At 64.1% G+C, this 21,735-nt stretch carries 21 protein-coding genes; 6 read left to right on the top strand and 15 right to left on the bottom strand.

Annotation, left to right across the window (positions count from 1 at the left end; all coding sequences use genetic code 11):
- The first annotated feature begins 63 nt into the window (after nt 1-63).
- Genes I6A82_RS02920 through I6A82_RS02910 form a run of 3 tightly spaced genes read left to right on the top strand, consistent with a single transcriptional unit; the run spans nt 64 to nt 1,839 of the window.
- Nucleotides 64-690: an SCO family protein gene (locus tag I6A82_RS02920; RefSeq protein ID WP_198093657.1), complete on the top strand. Its 627-nt coding sequence runs from the start codon at nt 64-66 to the stop codon at nt 688-690.
- A complete protein-coding gene (locus I6A82_RS02915; protein ID WP_187334984.1) occupies nt 687-1,112 on the top strand; it encodes a YcgN family cysteine cluster protein in 426 nt (141 codons plus the stop codon). The genes I6A82_RS02920 and I6A82_RS02915 overlap by 4 nt, the downstream gene beginning before the upstream one ends.
- Nucleotides 1,096-1,839 carry a M48 family metallopeptidase gene (locus I6A82_RS02910; RefSeq protein ID WP_198093656.1) on the top strand — a complete coding sequence of 248 codons (744 nt, stop codon included), beginning with the start codon at nt 1,096-1,098 and terminating at the stop codon, nt 1,837-1,839. Before I6A82_RS02915 ends, I6A82_RS02910 begins: the two co-directional genes overlap by 17 nt.
- Here I6A82_RS02910 and I6A82_RS02905 read toward each other — a convergent pair.
- The 6 genes from I6A82_RS02905 to I6A82_RS02880 all read right to left on the bottom strand — a co-directional run bounded on the left by I6A82_RS02905 (nt 1,833) and on the right by I6A82_RS02880 (nt 9,061).
- Entirely contained in the window at nt 1,833-3,989 is a 2,157-nt protein-coding gene (locus I6A82_RS02905) for a PBP1A family penicillin-binding protein (protein ID WP_198093655.1), read from the bottom strand. The two genes, I6A82_RS02910 and I6A82_RS02905, sit on opposite strands and share 7 nt — an antisense overlap.
- An 84-nt stretch (nt 3,990-4,073) precedes the next feature.
- Nucleotides 4,074-4,481 carry a peptide-methionine (R)-S-oxide reductase MsrB gene (msrB, locus tag I6A82_RS02900; protein WP_187334987.1) on the bottom strand — a complete coding sequence of 136 codons (408 nt, stop codon included), beginning with the start codon at nt 4,479-4,481 and terminating at the stop codon, nt 4,074-4,076.
- 82 nt (nt 4,482-4,563) lie between these two features.
- Nucleotides 4,564-5,598: a DNA polymerase III subunit delta gene (holA, locus tag I6A82_RS02895; protein WP_198093654.1), complete on the bottom strand. Its 1,035-nt coding sequence runs from the start codon at nt 5,596-5,598 to the stop codon at nt 4,564-4,566.
- A 7-nt stretch (nt 5,599-5,605) separates the two neighbouring features.
- Entirely contained in the window at nt 5,606-6,097 is a 492-nt protein-coding gene (gene lptE / locus I6A82_RS02890) for an LPS assembly lipoprotein LptE (RefSeq protein WP_187334989.1), read from the bottom strand.
- Nucleotides 6,094-8,613, bottom strand: coding sequence for a leucine--tRNA ligase (gene leuS / locus I6A82_RS02885; RefSeq protein ID WP_198093653.1), 2,520 nt, complete (start codon nt 8,611-8,613; stop codon nt 6,094-6,096). The genes lptE and leuS overlap by 4 nt, the downstream gene beginning before the upstream one ends.
- Before the next feature lie 10 nt (nt 8,614-8,623).
- A complete protein-coding gene (locus tag I6A82_RS02880) occupies nt 8,624-9,061 on the bottom strand; it encodes a DUF3576 domain-containing protein (RefSeq protein ID WP_198093652.1) in 438 nt (145 codons plus the stop codon).
- 310 nt (nt 9,062-9,371) lie between these two features.
- Here I6A82_RS02880 and I6A82_RS02875 point away from each other — a divergent pair, with 310 nt between their 5' ends.
- Nucleotides 9,372-10,067 (top strand): hypothetical protein, encoded by a 696-nt coding sequence (locus I6A82_RS02875; protein WP_198093651.1) that lies wholly within the window; start codon nt 9,372-9,374, stop codon nt 10,065-10,067.
- 22 nt (nt 10,068-10,089) lie between these two features.
- On the opposite strand, the gene I6A82_RS02870 is transcribed toward I6A82_RS02875, so the two are convergent.
- Entirely contained in the window at nt 10,090-10,641 is a 552-nt protein-coding gene (locus I6A82_RS02870; protein WP_198093650.1) for a thiamine phosphate synthase, read from the bottom strand.
- A gap of 23 nt (nt 10,642-10,664) precedes the next feature.
- Here I6A82_RS02870 and I6A82_RS02865 point away from each other — a divergent pair, with 23 nt between their 5' ends.
- Entirely contained in the window at nt 10,665-11,324 is a 660-nt protein-coding gene (locus tag I6A82_RS02865; protein ID WP_198093649.1) for a YggS family pyridoxal phosphate-dependent enzyme, read from the top strand.
- 4 nt (nt 11,325-11,328) lie between these two features.
- Here I6A82_RS02865 and I6A82_RS02860 read toward each other — a convergent pair whose 3' ends face one another.
- From I6A82_RS02860 to I6A82_RS02825, 8 genes are all read right to left on the bottom strand, one after another.
- Nucleotides 11,329-13,233, bottom strand: a complete 1,905-nt coding sequence (locus I6A82_RS02860) for a cation:proton antiporter (protein ID WP_198093648.1) — start codon at nt 13,231-13,233, stop codon at nt 11,329-11,331.
- Nucleotides 13,234-13,294: 61 nt separating this feature from the next.
- Entirely contained in the window at nt 13,295-13,984 is a 690-nt protein-coding gene (pdeM, locus tag I6A82_RS02855; RefSeq protein ID WP_198093647.1) for a ligase-associated DNA damage response endonuclease PdeM, read from the bottom strand.
- Nucleotides 13,984-15,009, bottom strand: coding sequence for an aspartyl protease family protein (locus I6A82_RS02850; protein ID WP_198093646.1), 1,026 nt, complete (start codon nt 15,007-15,009; stop codon nt 13,984-13,986). The genes pdeM and I6A82_RS02850 overlap by 1 nt, the downstream gene beginning before the upstream one ends.
- Nucleotides 15,010-15,210: 201 nt before the next feature.
- On the bottom strand, nt 15,211-17,649 hold the full coding sequence (locus tag I6A82_RS02845; RefSeq protein WP_198093645.1) for a ligase-associated DNA damage response DEXH box helicase: 2,439 nt from the start codon (nt 17,647-17,649) through the stop codon (nt 15,211-15,213).
- A 25-nt stretch (nt 17,650-17,674) separates the two neighbouring features.
- Nucleotides 17,675-17,878, bottom strand: a complete 204-nt coding sequence (locus tag I6A82_RS02840; protein WP_198093644.1) for a hypothetical protein — start codon at nt 17,876-17,878, stop codon at nt 17,675-17,677.
- Between the two features lie 209 nt (nt 17,879-18,087).
- Complete coding sequence (gene pgmG / locus I6A82_RS02835; protein WP_198093643.1) at nt 18,088-19,485, bottom strand: phosphoglucomutase/phosphomannomutase PgmG; 1,398 nt, start codon at nt 19,483-19,485, stop codon at nt 18,088-18,090.
- A 146-nt stretch (nt 19,486-19,631) separates the two neighbouring features.
- Nucleotides 19,632-19,934, bottom strand: coding sequence for a hypothetical protein (locus I6A82_RS02830; RefSeq protein ID WP_198093642.1), 303 nt, complete (start codon nt 19,932-19,934; stop codon nt 19,632-19,634).
- Nucleotides 19,934-20,713 (bottom strand): division plane positioning ATPase MipZ, encoded by a 780-nt coding sequence (locus tag I6A82_RS02825; RefSeq protein WP_198093641.1) that lies wholly within the window; start codon nt 20,711-20,713, stop codon nt 19,934-19,936. The genes I6A82_RS02830 and I6A82_RS02825 overlap by 1 nt, the downstream gene beginning before the upstream one ends.
- 122 nt (nt 20,714-20,835) lie before the next feature.
- On the opposite strand from I6A82_RS02825, the gene panC reads away from it, so the two are divergent.
- Nucleotides 20,836-21,678 (top strand): pantoate--beta-alanine ligase, encoded by an 843-nt coding sequence (gene panC, locus I6A82_RS02820; RefSeq protein WP_198093640.1) that lies wholly within the window; start codon nt 20,836-20,838, stop codon nt 21,676-21,678.
- The last annotated feature ends 57 nt before the right edge of the window (nt 21,679-21,735 follow it).

Raw genomic sequence — 21,735 nt, 5'->3', positions numbered from 1 at the left:
GACAATTAAAGGCCCGATTGATGGTTGATCGCGCCTATTTAGCAGACCAAAAGAAAGCCTGTCATGAACAAAGCCGGATTCCTCCCTATTTTCGCCGCGCTGCTGCTCGCGTCCTGTGGTGGCGGTAATAGCGAGCCGACCGTGCCCGAACGACCGCCGCTGGAAGGTGCCAGCATCGGCGGGCCGTTCACATTGACCGGAAGCGACGGAAAGCCTGTCTCTTTCTCGAACTTCGACGGCAAATATCGGATCGTGTATTTCGGCTACACCTATTGCCCCGACGTCTGCCCGATCGACATGCAGAAGATCAGCGCGGGGTTGCAGCGCTTCACGAAGGCGCACCCGCAGCTTGGCAAGGACATCCAGCCGATCTTCATCAGCGTCGATCCGGAGCGGGATACGCCCAAAGTGGTGGGCGATTATGTGAACAACTTTGGCAACCGCTGGGTCGGCCTCACGGGTACGCCGGACGAGATCAAGAAAGTGGCGGATCAGTTTGCGGTCTATTACGCCAAGGAAGAGGGCTCCGGCCCGGACGATTATCTGATGTCTCATTCCCAGACGCCCTTTTTGCTAGGGCGGGAGGGGCAGCCGCTTGCGATCCTGCCGGTGGACGAGCCCTCCACCCCAGACACGGATGAGGGCAGCGCACAGGCGATCGCCGCCGAGCTGGAACGCTGGGTCCAATGAGCACGCCGTTCTGGGAGAAGCCGATCGAGGCGCTGGACCGCGGCGAATGGGAGGCTTTGTGCGACGGCTGCGGCAAATGCTGCATGCACAAGATCGAAGATGAGGACACCGGGCGCATTTATGATACGAATGTGTCCTGCCGCCTGCTCGACACGCAGACCGCGCAATGTTCCGATTATCGCCGCCGCCGCTTTCTGGTGCCGGACTGCATCCGCCTCTCGCGGGCAAAGATCGATCAGTTCCCCTGGCTGCCGAAAACCTGCGCCTACCGCCTGCGAGCAGAGGGCAAGCCCCTTCAAGACTGGCACTATCTGATCAGCGGCGATCGGGAGAGCGTGCACGAGGCGGGTATTTCGGTGCGTGGCCGCGCGATTTCGGAAATTGAAGCAGGCCCGCTGGAAAACCATGTTCTGGAAGACTGAACCGCGCGATCCGCAGGTCGAGGTGGCCGGGCGCATCTACCCGGTCAGGATAAAGCGACTTCCCCAGGCACGGCGCATGAGCTTGCGGGCCGATCCGGTGCGCGGCGAGGTGAAGGTAACGGGTCCCACGCGCCTACGCACCGCCGAGGCGCTGGCCTTTGCCCGATCGCGCCAACGCTGGCTGGCGGAGCGTTTCGCCGCGGCGGCCGATCCGGTTCGGCTGATGCCGGGCCAGAGCATTGGCTTTTGCGGCGAGCCTGTCGAGATCGTTCATGACGCCGGCTTGGCGCGCGGCGTGCGCATGGAGAATGACCGGCTGTTGGTGGGCGGCCCGGCGGACCATGCGGCGGCGCGCGTCGAGCGCTGGCTGCGCGGGCAGGCGCGCACTCTCATGACGGCAGACCTTGCTTTCTACTGCGCGCGCGCGGGGCAGGAAGAGCCGAAGCTGTCGATCGGGGATGCACGGTCGCGCTGGGGCAGCTGCTCCAGCCGCGGGCACATCCGTCTTGGCTGGCGGCTCGTCATGGCACCGGCGATGGTTCGCCGATCCGTGGTTGCGCATGAAGTCGCGCATCTGGTCCACATGGATCACAGTCCGCGCTTTTACGCGCTCTTGGACGAGATCTTTGAAGGCGATCGGAAAGCCTGTGACGCATGGCTGAAAGCCCATGGCACCGGCCTTCACATGATCGGTGCCGCGGCGGGCCGATCGGCGGACGATCAGTAGATCAATTCATCCTCGCCCTGTTCGCTGGGGCGTTCATCGTTTCTGGGCTGCGGCGGAACCTGCGTGGCATCCGGACGGCGCGGAGTGCCGGGGGCGGGTGTCTGCCCCTGGTCCGTGCGCCGTGCGGGCTGTTGATCCTGCCGCTGCTGCCCACGGCCCAGAGCGCGATCGATCCAGCTCTGGTTGAGCACCGGCTCGTCCTGCGCCGGTAAACGACCGTCGCCGGTGGGCGGATTGCCCTCGATCGGCATGCCATATTCATCGCTGAACGCGCCGTCCTCCGGGGCGCCATAGAACGCGCCGTCGTCGTCCTCCAGTTGCCAGTCCGGCAGCGTCACCTCGGTATCGAATTTCTGCACCGGGCGATCGGCGGTTGCCCCCTTCATGAAGGCAGCCCAGGCGCGGGCGGGCGCGGTGCCGCCCTGCAGGCCGCGTACCGCCTTGGCGTCATCCCGTCCCATCCAGACGCCGGTGGTCAGCCCGCTGGAAAAGCCGAAAAAGGTGCCGTCCTTGTTGCTCGTCGTGGTGCCGGTCTTGCCCGCCGCCGGGCGTCCGATCTGTGCCGCGCGGCCGGTGCCCGCCTGCACCGCGGTCTGCAGAAGATCGGTCATCGTTGCAGCGACATAACCGTCGACCAGCGCCGCACCGGGCCGGTCGCGGCGCTCATAAAGCACTTCATTGTCGATCGTCGTCACCCTGGTGATGCCATAAGGATCGATCGCGCGGCCGCCGTCGGAAATCTCCGCAAAGGCGCGGGTCATGTCGATCAGGCGGACCTCGGACGTGCCGAGCACCATGGCCGGGTGCGTGTTGATGGGTGTGCTGATACCGAAGCGCCGGGCCATACCGGCAACGGTGTTGAAGCCCACTTCATTGCCGATCTGTGCGGCCACCGTGTTCTTGGAATAGGCAAAGGCGTTGCGCACAGACATCGCGCCGGCGTAGCTGCCGCCGCTGTTACGCGGTGTCCAGCCGTCGATCTGTACCGGCTCGTCGGTCACCACATCGTCGGGGCTGTAGCCCGATTCGAGCGCCGCGAGATAGACGAACAGCTTCCAACTCGATCCCGGCTGTCGCACCGCGGTCACCGCGCGGTTGTAGTTCGAGCTGACATAGTCCGATCCGCCGACCATCGCGCGGACCGCGCCGTCATTTTCCATCGAGACCAGCGCGCCTTGCGCTCCCGAGGGCACATTCGCCTGGATCGCGGCCGTGGCGAGGCGCTGCATCGACAGGTCCACCGTGGTCCAGACGTCGATCGGCTTCACTGTTTCGTCGATCAGCGTGTCTAGCTGGGGCAAGGCCCAATCGGTAAAATAGCGCACACTGTTCTGCGGCGGCTCGGGCGCCAGCGCGACGTCGGCGGGTTCGATCGAGGCCGACTGGCCGGGCGTGATCACGCCGGTTTGTTCCATCGCCTTCAGCACCACCGAGGCACGGCCGATCGCGGCCTGCGCATCGGCGGTGGGCGAATAGTTGGACGGCGCCTTCACGAGGCCTGCGATAATTGCGGCTTCGCCCAGGCTGAGCTGTGTTGCGCCATGATCGAAGAATTTGCGGCTGGCGGCGTCGATGCCGTAGGCGCCGCCGCCGAAATAGACCTTGTTCAAGTACAGCTCGAGGATCTGGTCCTTGGAGAACTTGCTCTCCATGGCCATCGCCAGGATCGCCTCGCGAATCTTGCGGCCCGTGGAATAGCTGTTGTTGAGGAAGATCGTCCGCGCCAGTTGCTGCGTGATGGTGGACGCGCCCTGAAGGCGGCGATCGGTGTTGCGGTTCTGCCATGCAAAGTAGATCGCGCGGGCCAAGCCCTTGGGATCGATACCAAGATGCGAGCGGTAGCGGCGATCCTCGATGGAGATCATCGCGTCCTTCATCACTTGCGGAATTTCGCTGCTGGGCAGCCAGCGCCCGTAGCTGGGGCCGATTTCCTGGATGATCGTGCCGTCCACCGCGCGCACGCGGATCATCTGGCCCTGCTCGATGTTCTTGAGGTCGGTGTAACTGGGCAGTTCCGAGCGCGCGACCGCTACCATGACGACAAGCGCGATCAGGCCGATCAGCCCAAGAGCAATGCCGATCTGCGCCAGGCGCACAAAGGTGCGCATGACGGGACCGCGTCTTTTCTGCGTTGATTTACCCCTCGCCATTCAGCGAACCGATACTCCCTAGCTCGCGCTCTCACAAGCGGGGTGGGGGTTTACCGGCGCTGAATGATGCCGATTATCGGCCTGTCAGGCGTCCTCTTCTTCGGGCTCGAAATCCAGCGATGCGCTGTTCATGCAATAGCGCAGACCCGTGGGCGGCGGCCCGTCCGGAAAGATGTGGCCCAAATGGCTCTCGCAATTGGCGCAGCGTGCTTCAGTACGGATCATGCCGTGGCTGGTGTCGCGCACTTCCTCCACGGCATTTTCGGTTGCTGGCTGGGTGAAGCTGGGCCAGCCCGAGCCGCTGTCATATTTGTCGGCGCTATCGAACAGTTCATTGCCGCAGGCGGCGCAAAAATAGGTGCCGTCGCGCTTTTCGGAGTTGAGCTTGCCCGTAAATGCGCGCTCGGTGCCGCCCTCGCGAAGAATTTGGTAGCGCTCGGCCCCCAGTTTTTCGCGCCATTCGGCTTCGCTCATGGTTTTCACTTCACTCATAACGCGTCCTTGATCGCTGGAGGGATTTGACCCTGGGAATTTGGAATGCTGCGGAAACGCGCCAGGGCGGCGCGCCGTTCCCTCAGCTTCTGCGTGGCTGCGCGGCGCGGGCGATCAGCAGCAATTCGTTCGAAAGCACCGGGCCCGCCAGATCCGATCCGCCGGTCATCAGCCGCCGCTCCAGCTCGAACAGGCGGGCGTTCAACCGCGCGAGCTTGGCCGAGGACCATGCGGCAAGCGCACTCTTGTAAGCGCCTTGTTCCTTGAAAAAGATGCTGCGCGTGCGGTCCACCAGCGGACCGATCTGCGCACCTTGATCGACTTCGGCGCGCAGCGCGGCGAGTTGTACCACGCGGCGCTGCAGGGCTTTCACAATCCGCACCTCATTCACGCCCAGTTCGCGCGCGCTGGCAATTTCCTGGCTGGCAACGGCGATCTGGCCGGCCATCACCGCGCCGAGCAGTGCCGAGATGTCCTCCTCCAGCGTTTCGGCGCCCAGTTTGGCGAGCATATCCGGCTCCACCGTCGCAGGCCGGTTGGGCGCGGCATCGCAATAGAGGGCCAGCTTGTCGATCTCATTGGCAGCCAGCGTGCGATCATGCCCTGTGCTTTCGGCGAGCCGCTGTGCAAGAACGCGCTCCATCCGGAGGCCCGCGGCTTCGGCGAGGCGCTGGACATGCGCCACCGCATCGGCCTCGCTCGGGGGGTAGCAGGCCATCGCCATCACCGCTGGGTGGCCCTGCGCCAGCTTGCGCAGCTTATTGGTGGGGGTGAGGTTGCCGGTGGTGGCGATGACCGGGGTGCCGGCCTGCTCCGCTTCCAGCAGGTTCTCGATCGCCGCCAGCCCCTCATCGCGTTGCAGGCGCAGGCGGATATAACGCTTGTCACCGAATAGCGAGATCGACGCGGCCTCGTCCGCCAGCAGCGCGCTGTCTGATCGCAATTGCGCCCCGTCGATATCGATCCGCTCGGCATCCTTCATCTCGGCCGAAAGCTTGCGCGCGATATCCTCGATGGTCGACGGATCGGTGCCGAACAGCAGGAACAGGCGGATATCGTCGCGCCGTCCGATCGCTCCGATCAGATCGCGTTCGGAAATTCTCGGGGCGCGCGCCATCGCCGGCTCAGGACGCCGGGCGCGCCTGCACGGACAGGCGCGTCACGATCTGGCTCGCCAGCCGGTCGGCAAGGTTTTCCAGCGCGGTGTTCTCCGCCGCGATCACTGCATATTCGGAGGACACGACATCGATGCCCGCGTCGGTACCCTCGGTCGCGTCGAGGATGATGTTGCCGCTCGACAGCTCGGTGAGCTGGAAGCGGGCGCGCAGCGTGCGCCGTTCGCGCGTTACGGCATCGTCGCTTCGCACGCCGAAGCCGGTGATGTCGTCATCCAGCTTCACCGTCAGCTTGTAGCGCGGTGCGCCGCTGCCAAGCGGTTGGAGCCGCTCCTGCAACGCGTTGCGCACCAGCCAGCCGTCCCGGCCCGGAATGGGATCCACCGCGACACTTCCCAGCGCATTGGCGACGGGGCCGTTGCTCCCGCCGGCATAAAGCGGCCGGAGCCCGCAGCTTGGCAGCATCAGCACCGCAGCAGCTAGGAGCAGGAGGCGTATCATATCACGATGTTAACCAGCCTGTCGGGCACCACGATCACCTTGCGGATGTCCGCGTCACCGATGGTGCGCCGGATCTTGTCGGACGCGAGCGCGGCTTCCTCCAGTGCAGCCTTGTCCATGCCCTTGGGTACGGTGAGCGTGTCGCGCAGCTTGCCCTTCACCTGGATGGCGACGGTGACTTCGTCCTCCACCAGCAGCGCGGGATCGTGGGTGGGCCACTCAGCGTCGGCAATCAGGCCTTCGCCGCCCACGCGTTCCCAACAGGTTTCGGCGAGATGGGGTGCCATTGGCGACACCAGCAGCACGAGCGTGCGAATCGCTTGTGCGCGGGTGGCGGAGGCATCCGCCTTTTCCACCGCATTGGTCAGTTCGTAGATTTTGGCGACCGCCTTGTTGAAGCTTAGCGCCTCGATATCTTCTCCCACGCCCGCGATGGTCTGGTGCAGCTTACGCAGCAGGGCCTTGTCCTCACCCTGGCTGTCATCGGAAGAGCCAACCAGACGCCAGACACGCTGGACGAAGCGCCAAGCGCCCTCGATGCCGGCATCGCTCCACAGCAAATCGCGCTCTGGTGGGCTGTCGGACAGCATGAACCAGCGCACCGCGTCCGCGCCATATTGATCGACGATCGCATCGGGATCGACGACGTTCTTCTTGGACTTGGACATCTTTTCGACGCGGCCCGCGATCGCGGGGCTGCCGTCGGAAATGCGCACCCAGTCCGCGCCGTCCTTCTTCACCTCGTCCGGGGACAGCCAGCTGCCGTCGCCTGCAGACCAGGTCTGGTGTGTCACCATGCCCTGCGTGAACAGGCTCTCGAACGGCTCGGCGATGTCGATCTTGCCGATCGATTTCAGCGCGCGTGTCCAGAAGCGGGCATAGAGCAGATGCAGGATCGCATGCTCGACCCCGCCGATATACTGGCCGACGGGCAGCCAGCTTTCGGCTTCCGCCTTGTCGAAGGGCCGATCGCCGGGTTGGCTGGCGAAGCGGATGAAATACCAGCTGGAATCGACGAAGGTGTCGAGCGTGTCGGTCTCGCGCCGCGCCAGTTTCCCGCACTTCGGGCAGACGACCTTGCTCCAGGTCGGGTGGCGATCGAGCGGATTGCCCGGCGTCTCGAAATCGACGTCCTCGGGCAGCACGACCGGCAGCTGGTCCTTAGGCACTGGCAGCACGCCGCAATCGTCGCAATGGATGATCGGGATGGGCGTGCCCCAATAACGCTGGCGGCTGACGCCCCAGTCGCGCAGACGCCAGGTCGTCGTCGCCTCGCCCCAGCCTTCGGCCTCGGCGCGATCGATCACCGCGGTCTTGGCGGCCTCGATCTCCATGCCGTCGAGGAAGCGCGAATTGACGATCGTGCCTTCGCCGGTGAAAGCTTCGTCGCCCACAGGCTCTTCCGCATCGCCGTTGGCGGCCACCACGCGGTTGATCGGCAGGCCGTATTTGCTGGCGAATTCGAAGTCGCGCTGGTCATGCGCGGGCACGCCGAAAACGGCACCGGTGCCGTAGTCCATCAACACGAAATTGGCGACGTAGACCGGCAGCTCCCACTCGGGATCGAGCGGATGCACCGCTTTCAAGCCGGTGTCGTAACCCTTCTTCTCGGCAGTCTCGAGCTCGGCCGCGCTGGTGCCGGAGCGGCGGCAGTCGTCGGCGAAGGCGGCGAGATCGGCGTCCTTTTCGGCCAGCGCCAGCGCGATTGGATGGTCCGCCGCCACGGCCACGAAGCTCGCGCCGAAAATTGTGTCTGGGCGCGTAGAGAACACTTCAATGGAAGAGGCGGGCACATCCGCGCCGCTTGCCAGTTCGAAGCTGAAACGCAGGCCTTGGCTCTTGCCGATCCAGTTGGACTGCATTAGCCGCACCTTGTCCGGCCAGTCCTTGAGGTCGCCCAGGCCGTCCAGCAGCTCCTCGGCGAAGTCGGTGATCTTCAGGAACCATTGGGACAGCTTGCGCCGTTCGACAGGGGCGCCGGAGCGCCAGCCCTTGCCGTCGATCACCTGTTCATTGGCAAGAACGGTCATGTCGACCGGGTCCCAATTGACCGCGCTTTCCTTACGATAGACCAGGCCCGCGTCGTAGAGATCGAGGAACAGCGCCTGTTCGTGCCCGTAATATTCGGGCTCGCACGTCGCCAACTCGCGGCTCCAGTCGAACGCGAAGCCGATGCGCTTCAACTGCGATTTCATGTGCTCGATGTTGGCGCGGGTCCATGTTCCGGGATGGACCTTCTTTTCCATCGCGGCATTTTCGGCGGGCATGCCGAATGCGTCCCAACCCATCGGGTGCAGCACAGCATGGCCGGTCATCGCCTTGTAGCGCGCCAGCACGTCGCCCATCGTATAGTTGCGCACATGGCCGATATGGATGCGCCCGGACGGATAGGGGAACATCTCCAGCACATAGGACTTAGGCCGATCCGGATGGCGATCGGCACGGAAGCTTTGCTGCGCTTCCCATTCCTTTTGCCACCGCGCATCGGCGATGTGCGGGTTGAAGCGGTCTGCCATCTCTAAACGATCAACCGACGATCGAGGAGCGCCTCAGGTCGCGCGCCTTGCCGAGGATAATCTGCTCCATCTTTTGCACCGTGGCGGCGCGCACCGGGGCATCGACCCAGTTGCCGTTCTGGTTCACCTGGCGCGATGCGGCGACGCGCAGCGCATCGGCGCGCAGATCCTGATCGAGGATGGTGACGGTCAGCTTCATCCGCTCATTCGGGGATTGCGGATTGGTGTACCAGTCGGTCACGATCACGCCGCCCGCGCTATCGGTCTGCAACAGCGGCATGAAGCTCAGCGTCTCGAGCGAGGCGCGCCACAAATAGCTGTTTACGCCGATCGTAGTCACCTGGCTGGCGGCCAGATCGGCGCGCGGCCGCTCCTTGCCGCCGCAGGCGCCGAGCGCCAGCGTGGAGGCGATGATAAGGGCGGAAGCGGAAAGGCGCGTGATGCGCATGGGAAACCTCAGGCCTAGAGAGAACGGGATCGGGGCCTGCATCTATAGATGCAATCGCCTCAAGGGCAAGGATGCTGCGTCAGCCATGGTTAACCTCAGATTGCTAGACGGATTCTGTGAGATAAAGGCCACAGCCCGCCCTAAAACGGCCTGTATTTCCCCTATCGCGCTTTAAGCTGAAACAATTCCGGCTTAAGTCCATTCCCATCAACACCAACAGGTGGGTCACTGAAAAATGTCCTCGGGACGCAAACAGCTATGGATGATGGGGGGTGCCTTGGCAGCCGCCGCTGCGCTGTGCGGAACCGGGATGGTATCTGCCTATCCCGCGGTTTCCAGCGGTTCTGCGGACAAGTTCTCCGAAATTCTGCTCGATCCGTCGGTGGGTGTTTTCACGCCTGCCGGGCTCGATGCCAAATCCGCTGAGCGCTTCAAGCAGGCTGCTGTGGCGAGTCGCGGCAAATATCTGTTTACGCCGGCCGGTGTCAGCCAGGCGCGCAACCGCACGGTGACCGTCGCGGTCCGCGCCGGCAATGATGAGGCACCGCGCGCCGTTTCGGTTCGCAACGTTATCGCCGCGAGCGAAGCGGGCACGCGTACCGCGTCGAGCATCAAGTCGCTCGAGTCGGTCAAGCCGACGAAATATGAGCTTGGGTCTGCGACTGGCTGGACTAGCTTTGCCGTGCCGACCGAAAGCCGTAAGAGCGATGCCCCGGCCATCGGCCAGATCAGCTCGGGCGCCGGATTTACGCTGGACGATGAACCGCAGGGCAAGCGCAGCAAGTTCAACACGCGCGTTACGCTCGAATCGCCCAATGCCAAGGGCTTGCAACGCCGTGTTGGCGGGGCAAATGAATATGCGCTCGATGTCGGTGGCAGCTATTCCATCACCAAAGGTGTGGACGTGACGGCGGGCCTGCGCGTCGAGAGCGAGCAGGAAGCGCCCATCGTGAGCGAGCAGCGCGACAGCCAGGCCGTTTATCTTGGAACGCTGATCCGCTTCTGATCCTGATCGGCTTCGGCTGACTTCAGCTTTTAGCCAAAGCCCCGATCGCGGCCCAGCCTATCACCGGAAGCGCGCGCATCATCTGGACGCGGGCGCTGTTCATGCCCCCCAGCGCCACGACGTCAGCACCCTGCGTTGCCAGCATCGCGAGATCGCGAAACGCCATCGGCCCCAGTGGCCGTGCGGCGGAGTGAGAGGCGGTGCGGTGGACTGGAGAGATCAGGACGGTGTCAGCACCCAAGCGGTGCGCCAGCGCCAATTCGCGGCGATTGTGGACGGCAGTACTATGCCGCAAATTCGTGCGACTTTTTGTTCTGCCGTGAAATCCGTCGGCACCCCAGCGGCGTGCAGTCCGCTCATCGCCTGCGAGAAAGAGCGAATGGCCTCGCTGCCGCGCAATCCGGCGAAGCCGGGCGAACAGGGCGCGCCGCTCCGCTTGCGGCAAATCATAATGTCTCAGGATGATGGCGCTGCCGAACGGCAACGCGCGGGCGCTGGCAAGCAGCACCGCATCGATCCGCGGATCGGTCATCAGCCAGACGCGCGGCGCGCGCGATGCTTTGCCCTTCGCCATGGCGGCGGCTATAGGCCCGGCCCATGAACGATACGACCCCCCTTGCCGCCATCGAGCAGGATATCGCCGCCACCGCAAAGCGAACGGGCCGCAGCGATGATGCCGTCAATCTGATCGCAGTGTCCAAGACGCGTGCGGCCGATGAAATCCGGCCGCTGCTGGAGGAAGGTCATCGCCATTTCGGTGAGAATCGTGTTGGCGAAGCTGCCGACAAATGGCCGGCCTTGCGCGCGGATTATCCGGACGTGACGCTGCACATGATCGGCCAACTGCAATCGAACAAGGCCGAGGACGCCGCCGCTTTATTCGATGTGATCCATACCGTGGACCGGCCTTCGCTCATCAAGGCGCTGGGCAAGCTGGTGGCCGATGGAAAGGCCGTGCCGCCCTGTTTCCTGCAGGTGAATATCGGCGAGGAAGAGCAGAAGGGTGGCTGCGCGATTGCCGATATCGGCCCTCTTCTGGAACGCGCGCGCTCCGCTGGCCTGGATATTTTGGGACTGATGTGCATCCCGCCGCAGGACGTGGAACCTGCGCCCTATTTCGCCCTATTGGCCAAGATAGCAGGGGAGCATGGGCTGAAACGGCTCAGCATGGGCATGTCCGCCGATTATGAGACCGCGGTCATGCTCGGCGCGACCGAGGTGCGCGTGGGCACTGCCCTATTCGGCCCGCGCGACTGAACGGTCAGGCCGGGTCGGGCAGGGGGCCGCCGCTATCACGTGCCTTTGCCGCTTCACGCTCTGCCGATTTCTCGCGCGCTTCTTCCTTGCGCGCGCGCTCTTCCATCTTCTGCGCCTTCAATTCTTCGGGCGATTCGGGCGCCACGAAGCTGATGATGACATCGTCCTCGTCGATCGTCGGACGTGCGGTCGAAGAGAAGAACAGGAGGCGCTTGTCCGGCTTCATCACCGCCACCGGCTCCTCGCCTGCATCCAGATTGGCGAGATACTTCTCGTAATTGAATTTCTCGGTGATCTGCGTTTTGGAGAAGATCCAGCCGTCACGCTGCTTGTCCTGCAGCGTTTCGAAGGTCGGGCTGCTTTCCATCAGCACCCGGCCGCGTGCGCTGGTTCGCTGGCTCGCCTCATCTGCGCTTACGAGCGTGATCTGGTCATAGCCCACTTCAGGGCCGAGATCGGTACCGACAAGCTGGTTGTAGCTGTCATTCTCGGTCGCAATGATGAGATGCTGGAACTGATTCATGTCCATGGCATGGCCATGCGCTTCGTCCAGAATTTCGCCCTGATGGATCTCAAGCTCCTGCCGCCGGGCGGAGCGCAGCGCGAACTTGCTCGTGTCCGATACGACCACGCGGTAGCCAAGGCCTTTCAGGAATTTGCCGAGATCAATGGTCCAGCGATTGGCCCCTACGAACAGGATCCCCTCACCCTTGCCCATATCGATGCCCAGGCGCCGGGCGACCCATCCGGCGGAGAAACCGTGTGCGACGATGGTGGCGATAACGACGCCGAAGACGAGCGGCACCAGTGCATCCGCGCCGTCATAGCCCAGATCGACGAGCCGCAGCGCGAACAGGCCGGTCACCGCGATGGCGACGATCCCGCGCGGCGCAATCCAGGCGATGAACAATTGCTCGCGATAGGGGATGCCGGAAAACAACAGGCTAGCCAGCACGGTGATGGGCCGCACCAGGAACAATAGCACCACGAGGAACAAGACGAAGCGCGCCTGGAAGTTCTGGATCGTCTCCCAGTCCAGCGTGGCCGACAGGATGATGAACACGCCGCTGATCAGAAGGACGGCAAGGTCTTCCTTGAAGCGATGCAGTGCGCGGCTGGAATGGATCGGCTTGTTGGCCATCACCACGCCCATCACGGTGACGGTAACGAGGCCGGTTTCGTGCATGATGATGTCGGCGACGACGAAGCCGAATATCACCGTGATGAGGAGTAGCGGCGCCTTCAGATATTCGGGCACCAGACCGCGCGGAAAGGCCCAGGTGAGCGCATAGCCGAGCGCCGCGCCGATCAGGCCCGCAAGGAAGGTAGCGCCCAGAACCTCAAAGCCGATGCCGGCATAATCGACGCTGTCGCCCCGATAGCTGATGAAGGCGTAGATCGCCACGGCCAGCAGGGCACCGATCGGATCGTTGACGATGCCTTCCCATTTCAGGATGTCGCGCACCCGGTTGGGAACGCGCAGCGTGCGCAGCATCGGGCCAATAACGGTGGGGCCGGTAACAACGAGGATGCCGCCGAATAGCGCAGAGACCGAGATCGGAAGACCGGCGACATAATGCACCGCGGCCGTGCCGAGCGCCCAGCCGATCGGCACGCCGATGATGACCAGCCGCGCCACGCCCCATCCGGCATAGCGCAGCTCCCGGAAATTGAGGCTGAGGCCGCCCTCGAACAAGATCACCGCCACGGCGAGCTTCACGATCGGCTCCAGTAAGGTACCGAAATCGCGTTCCGGTTCGATGAGGCCGAGGGCAGGGCCTGCAACCAGGCCAGCGACCAGCATCAGTGCGATTGCCGGAAGATTGGTGCGCCAGGCCACCCATTGCGCGCCGATGCCGAGGACACCGATCATCGCGATTTTTACCATCAGGGAGTCGAGTAGAACCATGAACCCGGGCCTAGGCTAAAATTGCTGAAATAAGCTAGAGAAAAGGCGTGTGCTCAATGCACTAGGCCCGCTGCCGTTCGGCTTTCGCGCGGTGGCCCAGCGGAAAACGGGCCAACCGGTCCGCCAACGCCACCAGCGCTTCGGCAGGGGCTCCGCAGGCACGTGCGATCTCAGAATGGGTGGCATCAAGCCCGCCGGTGAGCGATCCGAAGGCGGGCAGGATCAGCTTGGTTTCGGTACGCACAAAGCAGCGCCGCGCAATACGGCGGCCGCGCACGCTCATCCGCAGTTTCGGGTGGAAGTGGCCCGAAAGCTCCGGCCGCGGTTCGCCCGGCTCCGCCTCATGGCGCAGCAGCAGCCCGCTCACTTCCAACTCTGCCAGCGCGCGGCCGCCCCAGCGCCCGCTCACTTCGCGGTCATGATTGCCGCGGATCCATATCCAGTCGAGCGCACCGGTGAGGCGTTGCAGGATGGCGGCGGCACATGGGGACAACCGCTCCTCGCCGGCATCGTCATGAAAATTGTCACCGAGGCAGTAGATGGTCTCGGGCCGGATGCGCTCCACCAGCGCATCGATCGCCTCCATCGTTGCGCGGCTGTCATAGGGGGGAAGCATCTGGCCGGTCGCTGCGTAGAAGCTGCCCTTTTCCAGATGCAGATCGGCCACCAGCAAGGCGCGCCGTTCGGGCCACCACAAGGCAGCGTCCCCCGCCACGAACAGGCGGTGACCGGCGAACGAAAGAGGAACCATCAGGGTTCTATGGCCGCGCCGCGCCGGGCAGGCAAGGGGGTGGTGAAGCCGGATGGATCAGCCGCCGCCATGAACAGTCCGCGCGGACCGGGCGCAGCGCCTTCGCGAATGCCGAACTGCACCTGGCGCTTGTCGAAATCGATCGTAACCTTTTCGAACAGGCCGATCACGTCCATGCCCAGCAGCAGCGCAGGCCGCTCATCCAGGTTCAACACCTTGAACGCATAGGCATCGGCAAAGCTTATCGGCAGATTCTCGATCGTGGCGCCGCCGATTTTGATCCTGTCGGCGATCGCCACGGTGGCGCGTATCCGCTCGCCCGTTACGCTCAGCAGATAAGCCTCTGCCTGCTTGGTCGATTTGCGTGCCTGCAGCGCGGCGCGCAGCGGCATGTTGCCGATGCTGGTGGACGCGCCGGTATCGATAATCAGATCGACTATGATCCCGTTGATCCTGGCCTGATGGATCACCATCCGCCCGCGCATGCGCTCTGCCTGCACCACGATGGTGCCGTCCGCCGCCACGCCGGGCCGCAGCCGCCGGCCCGTTTTCTCCACGCTCATGCGATCATTACCGAAATCCATGACAACGCGGTGGCCGTCCAGCCCGTCCAGCCCGATCAGGCCGTTTGCACCAAGATCGCCGCGTTTCAGCGCGGGTGCTTGCAGATTTTCAATGGCAAAGCTGTCAGTGGCCAGATGTTCCACGTGAAAACTCGGCGCGACATGCCTGCCCGCGATGGTGGCGAGGCCAAGGACGGGACCAGCTTCGAGAGACAGACCCTGTGCCAGCTCGTTCGAGATCACCGAGCGTTCGGCTCCGGTATCGACGATAAAATGATAGGGCCCGCTGCCATTGACCCGCACCTCGACAGCGACGCGATTGGAGCGATCGACCTTGAAAGGCTGGAAGATCGGGGGAAGCGGCATGTCGGTGACCGGCGCGGGCAGCGGCAAGGGCGAGGGCGCGGCATTTTGAGCCCGCGCGCCTTGTCCAGCGGCCAGAACGGCAAGGGATATGGCCACGGAAAGTCGCATTGGTCGCGATACGGGGGAGGCATTCTTCCCCGGACCCGAATTTTCCCGAAGGCGCGAGGCGATACGCGCCTGGATCACAGCAAGGGCGGTCACGCGGGACATGGTACCGACCGTAACAGAAGCAGGGTCAGTAGGATAGCTAACGGCTTTGACACATCTGGCCAATCCGAATGCTCCCGCGGCTGGGCCTCAGTCGCCCATTGCTTCGGCCACCAGTGCCTCGGCCTCAGCGATCAGCGCGTCGTCGGCAGTGCCCGTCGCCACCGTCTCGCGCCCGATCAAGACGAGAACCGGCACCGCGAGCGGGCTTACCCGGTCCAGATGGACATGCAGCATGGTGTCCGCCGCGCGGTCCAGCAGATCGCCGAGCCGCCCGACATCGGTCAGCCGCGCGCGCGCATCGGCCCAGGCGGCCTCCAGCAGCACATGGTCGGGTTCATATTTGCGCAGCACGTCGTAGATCAGGTCGGTGGAGAAGGTCACCTGCTTGCCGGTCTTACGGCGGCCGGGATGCTGGCGCTCGACGAGCCCGCCGATCACGGACACCTCGCGAAACGCGCGCTTCAGCAACGCCGATTGCTGCACCCAATCGGTGAACTCGTCGCGCAGGATATCCTTGGAGAACAGCGCGGCGGGATCGGTAACGGGTTCCAGGCCGTAGCAGGCGAGGGCATAATCGTTGGAGACGAAGCCGAGCGGTTTCAGCCCGCGCTTTTCCATCCGCTTGGTGATCAGCATGCCGAGCGACTGGTGTGCGTTCCAGCCCTCGAAACTGTAGGCCACCATATAGTGCCGCCCCTCGCGCGGGAATGTTTCGACCAGCAGCTGGCCGGGTTCGGGCAGAACGGAGCGGTCGGACTGAACGGACAGCCATTCCTGCACATCGTCCGGAAAACGCCGCCACTGGCTGCGATCGAACAGGAATTCGCGCACACGCGCGGCGAGATTGGTGCTCAGCGGCATGCGCGCGCCGACATAAGTGGGGATGCGCGCGGGGCGGCTGGTGGCGCGCACGATCAAATCGGTGTCCTTGATCCGCTCCACCTCCAGGCTGAGGCCGGAGAAGAAGAAGGTGTCGCCGGGCGAGAGCGAGGCGGCGAAATATTCCTCGACCGTGCCGAGCTTCCGGCCATTCTTGAAGCGTACGTCGAGCGTCGCGGCATCGACGATGATCCCGGCATTCATGCGGTGCTGCGTCACGAAGCGCGGATGGCTGACCCGCCAGCGGCGGCTGCCGTCGTCGTCCGTGCCCTCCTGCGTCAGGCGCTTGAACCGGTCATAGCTCTTCAGCGCATAGCCGCCGTCGCGGATGAAATCGACGATGCGCCCGAAGGCTGCCGGGGTCAGCGCGCTGTAGGGGAGGGCGGCCTGCACTTCCTCCAGCAAATCGGCCTCGCTGAACGGCGCGGCGCAGGCCATGGCCATGATATTCTGGGCGAGGACGTCGAGCCCGCCCGGGCGGAAGATATCCGGATCGCGCTCGTCCGCCTCCACCGCGTCGAGCGCAGCTTGCGCCTCGAGATATTCGAAGCGATTGCCGGGCACCAGGATCGCCTTGCTCGGCTCGTCCAGCCGGTGGTTGGCGCGGCCGATCCGCTGCAGTAGGCGCGAGGAGCCCTTGGGCGCGCCCATCTGCACCACGCAGTCGATATCGCCCCAATCGACGCCGAGATCGAGGCTGGCGGTGGCAACCAGCGCGCGCAGCTCCCCGCGGGCCATTGCCGCCTCCACCTTGCGCCGCGCCTCGACGGCCAGGCTGCCATGGTGAATGCCGATGGGCAGGCCCTGATCGTTCGCCTTCCACAGATCCTGAAAGATCAGTTCGGCCAGACTGCGGGTGTTGCAGAAGACGAGCGTGGTGCGGTTGTCCGCAATCAGCTCCATCACCTGCGGCGCGGCGTAGCGGCCCGAATGCCCGCCCCAGGGTACCCGGCCGAGCGGCAGCAGGATATCGATGTCGGGGTCCGCGCCTTTTTCGCCAAGCACCAGCGCCACGCTGTCGATATCGCCATAGGGGGCGATCCAGGCGCGGTAACCGTCGGCATCGGCCACGGTGGCGGACAGAGCGGCGCGGCGCATCTCCGGCGCAATCCGCTGCAGGCGGGCCAGTGATAACGCCAGAAGATCGCCGCGTTTTTGCGTGGCGAAGGCATGCACTTCGTCGATCACCACGCGTTTCAATCCCGCAAACAGCGTGAAGCTGTCTTCGTGCGAGAGCATCAGGCTGAGCGATTCGGGGGTGGTGAGGAGGATATTGGGCGGGCGCACGCGCTGACGCGCCTTGCGGTCCGACGGCGTGTCGCCGGTGCGCGTCTCCACCGTGAGCGGCAACCCGATTTCGTCGATCGGCGCTTTCAGATTGCGCTGAATATCGACGGCGAGTGCCTTCAGCGGTGAAATGTAGAGGGTATGAAGCCCCTCGATCGGCCCTTCGGCGGCATCGGCCAGCGTGGGCAGAAAACCTGCCAGCGTCTTGCCCGCGCCGGTGGAAGCCACGAGCAGCGCATGGTCGCCCGCACGATCCGCCGCGAACATCGCCGCCTGATGATCGCGAACCCGCCAGCCGCGCCCGGCGAACCAGTCGGCAATCGCGGCGGGAAGGGGCGCGCCCGGCGGGGGCTTTGTCATGTCGCGGGGTGCGGCGGCGGGCTTCTCAGCGCTCGCCGTCGTCCGTCAGCGGATCGCGGCGGGCGTCCCTGGCGTCCTGCTCGTCCGCCTTGTCGTAAAGCTCATGCGTCGCGCGTTCGGTGCGAATCTCGTCGCGGCGGGACGTTTCCTTCTTGTTGCGCAAAATCGCCCAAGCGATCGCGCCCACCAGAACGATTGGTCCCAATATCGTCAGAATTCCCCAGCCCATAGTCATGCTCCTTTATCAATTCGTCGGATGCGTAACGGATGGGCGGCGCAAACTTTCCCTGTAGCCCATCGTCATTGCGAGCCGCAGGCGCGGCCGGAGGCGACCGCAGGTCAACCGATCCAGTGCGGATGCAGTGCTGCATTCGCTCTGGATTGCCGCGTCGCCCTTCGGGCTCCTCGCAATGACGTCGGTTTTTTTAAAGCGCGGCCTCAGTGCCCCACCGTCTCGCCGCGCTCGATACCGGAGAGCTTCAGCTGCTCGTCCACCTGCGCCATCAGCCGTTCCAGCCCGGCTTCGCTATGCGCCTCCGCGCGGGCGACGAGCACGTCCTGCGTGTTGGAGGCGCGCAGCAGCCACCAGCCGTCTTCGGTGTTGACGCGCGCCCCGTCGATATCGCTCATATCCGCGCCGCTCGCGCGCATCCGCTCGACGATCTCGTCCACTGCGGCGAATTTGCGCGATTCATCGACCTGGAAGCGCATTTCGGGCGTGTTGATCATGTCCGGCATTTTGGAACGCAGCTCGGTTACCGATTTGCCGAGCGATCCGGCCGCCTTGATCAGGCGCACGGCGGCGTAGAGCGCATCGTCGAACCCGTAATAATCATGCTTGAAGAAGATATGGCCGCTCATCTCGCCGGCGAGCGGGCTGCCGGTCTCCTTCATCTTGGATTTGATGAGGCTATGGCCGGTCTTCCACATCAGCGGCTGGCCGCCCAGCTCGGCGATCCGGTCGTAGAGCGCCTGACTAGCCTTCACGTCGGCGATGATCGTGGCGCCGGGTACTTCCTTCAGCACATCGGCGGCGAAAATCTGCATCAGCTGATCGCCCCAGATGATGCGCCCCTCGCCGTCAATCGCGCCGATCCGGTCTCCGTCGCCGTCGAAGGCGATGCCGAAGTCGAGATTTTTGTCGGCGACCAGCTTTTGCAGGTCTTCCAGATTGGCGGGCTCGGTCGGGTCCGGATGATGGTTCGGGAAGGTGCCGTCCACTTTGGTGTAAAGGCAGTGATGTTCGCCGGGCAGCTTCGTGATGAGCTGCTCCAGCGCCGGGCCGGCCGCGCCATTGCCCGCATCCCAGCCGACGCGGAAGCCGGTGAAGTTCTCGGCGCCACGGGTGATGCGATCGATATAGGCATCCAGCATCGGCTGCTCGCGCGAGGAGCCTTCGCCGCCTTCGGGGCTGTCCCAATCGCCGGCTTCGGCCATGGTGCCGAGGGTCTGGATATCCTCCCCGAAGAAGGGGCGGCCCTGAAACACCATTTTGAAGCCGTTATAATCGGGCGGATTGTGGCTGCCGGTGATCATGATGCCGCCATCGACATCGTCCATGCTCGCTTCGGCATAATAGAGCATCGGCGTGGGACCGAGGCCGACGCGCACGACATTCACGCCCGTGGCCGTGAGACCGCCGACGAGCGCCTTTTCCAGCATGGGAGAGCTTTCACGCCCGTCATAGCCGACCGCAACGGTGCTGCCGCCCGCGCGCTTGATCAGCGTGCCGAAGCCGCGGCCGATCGCGTCCGCATCCGCTTCGCCGAGCGTCTTGCCGAGGATTCCGCGGATGTCATATTCGCGCAAGGAACTGGGGTCGAAACGATGGGGCATGGAATGATCCTTCGAAAACTGGCGAAATTCTGGCTTACTTTACCGGAAGCCCTGAGCTTGTCGAAGGGCGTCTCTCAGTCGAGATCCGTGCTTCAACAGGCTCAGCACTCACGGGGTTGGTGGGTAGCTGTACATGAACAGGTAAACTAACGTCCTGACCGACCGGTTGCACGAGCCACAAGGAGGTCGCGCGCTTCCGTCAAGGCGGCGAGGCTGGCGGCATCGTTGGTCTGATCGGGGCGGGCGGCGGCGACTTCGCGGCGCCAGGCGGCACGGATCGTGGCGGCATCGGCACGGGGATCGACACGGAGCAGTTTTGCGGCGTCTTCCAGCCGGCGGTCATGCCCGGGCGGCCGCCCGATCTTCTCACGCTTTTCGCGCTCGCTCTTGCCCCGCCACCAGAACCAGACGACCGCGGCGACGATGGCGAAGAGCAGCAGCTTACCCATCAGGCGGCCACCGGCACCTTGAGGTTGAGCGCGCCGATCAGCTGGCGCAATTCCTGCCGCGCGGCGATGTGGCTGGTTCCAAGCTGGCCGAGATGCCCCTTGTCGAGCAGGGTCAGACCGCTCGGGAACAGTTCGCGATAGACCACGCGCTCGCTGAGGCCCGGCGTCACGCGGAAGCCCACGCGCTTGGCCAGCGCATCAAGCGCGCTGCCGACGCGCTGCTGGTTGCGCGCTTCCATATTGTGCAGGCGGTTGCGCAGTACGACCCAGTCGATCGATTTGCCTTCCTTGCGCGCGCGCGTGGTGCGCGCTTCCCAGATCAGCTCGGCGTAAAAGCTGATCTTGGTCACCTTGAAGCTCTCCGCGTCGACCTTCCCGATCAGATCGAAATCAACGAAGCTGTCATTGATCGGCGTTACCAGCGTGTCGGACCGGGTGGCGACGAAGCGCGCGAACGGATCGTCGCGGCCCGGCGTGTCGAACAGCAGAAAGTCCATGCCCTCGCCCATCCGCTCGATCTGTTTGTTGAGCTCGGCCTGATCCGGGTTTTCCAGCGCCTCGAACGTTGGTGTGGGCAGATCGACGCCGCGGCGCTGCGCGGTATCGCGGCGGTTTTCCAGATAACGGAACAGCGTGCGCTGGCGGCTGTCCAGATCGATACAGGCCACGCGCGCGCCCTGCATGGCAAGGCCCACGGCGACATGGACCGCGGTGGTCGATTTGCCGGTGCCGCCCTTTTCATTGGCGAAGACGATATGATGCGGGGCCGAAGCGGCCATGGAAATCCCCCTTGGACCGGCCATATGGCTTGAGGCGAATGGGCTCGGCTGACATGTGATTACGGCCCCACGCATCGCGTCGCGCGGGGCGTTGGCCAGGGTGTATCGAAGGGATGGATGGCGTGCAATTGATCAATCGGCTGGACGATCTCCGCATGGCGGTTTCCGATATGAAAGGCCGTGGAAAGCTTGCGCTGGTCCCCACCATGGGCGCGCTGCACGCGGGTCATCTGAAGCTGGTGGAGGAAGCGCGCGCGCGGGCCGATCATGTGGCCGTGTCCATCTTCGTCAATCCGAAGCAGTTCGGGGAGGGCGAGGATCTGGATGCCTATCCGCGCACATTGGAGGCCGATCGCGCCAAGCTGGAGGCGGCAGGCGCGGACCTGCTCTGGGCGCCGCCGGTGGATGAAATCTATGCCGATGGGTTTGCGACGACCGTGAGCGTCGCTGGCCCGAGCGAGGGGCTGTGCGGCGCGGCGCGGCCGGGGCATTTCGACGGCGTCGCTCTGGTCGTCGCGAAACTGTTCAACCAGGTGCAGCCGGACATCGCGCTGTTCGGGCAGAAGGATTATCAACAGCTGGCCGTCATCCGCCGCATGGCGCGCGATCTCGATTTTCCGGTGGAGATCGTCGGCGTGCCGACGGTGCGCGATGCGGACGGCCTCGCGCTCTCTTCGCGCAATGCCTATCTGTCGGCGGAGGCGCGGGCGGCGGCGGTGGCTCTGCCCGATGCGCTGAAGAGCGCGGCCGAAGCGATTCGCGATGGCGAGGATCCGGGGCATGCGCTGGACGCGGCAAGGCGCCGGATGCTGGATGCCGGCTTCGTCTCGATCGATTATCTTGAAATGCGCGACGGCGATACTTTGCAACCGCTGAAAAGCTTCAAGACGGGCGCGCGTCTGTTCGTGGCGGCGCGGATAGAAGACACACGTTTGATCGATAATCATCCGGTCGACCAAAAATAGCGACGCGCGCGTTAACCATTCGTTGACCATCTTCTGTTGTTCTGTGCCCATTGGAGG

Origin of the sequence: Novosphingopyxis sp. YJ-S2-01 (assembly GCF_016093175.1) — a bacterium.
Taxonomy (GTDB): domain Bacteria; phylum Pseudomonadota; class Alphaproteobacteria; order Sphingomonadales; family Sphingomonadaceae; genus Novosphingopyxis; species Novosphingopyxis iocasae.
Note: the sequence above shows the minus strand (reverse complement) of the source record. Positions and strands in the feature narration are given on the sequence as shown.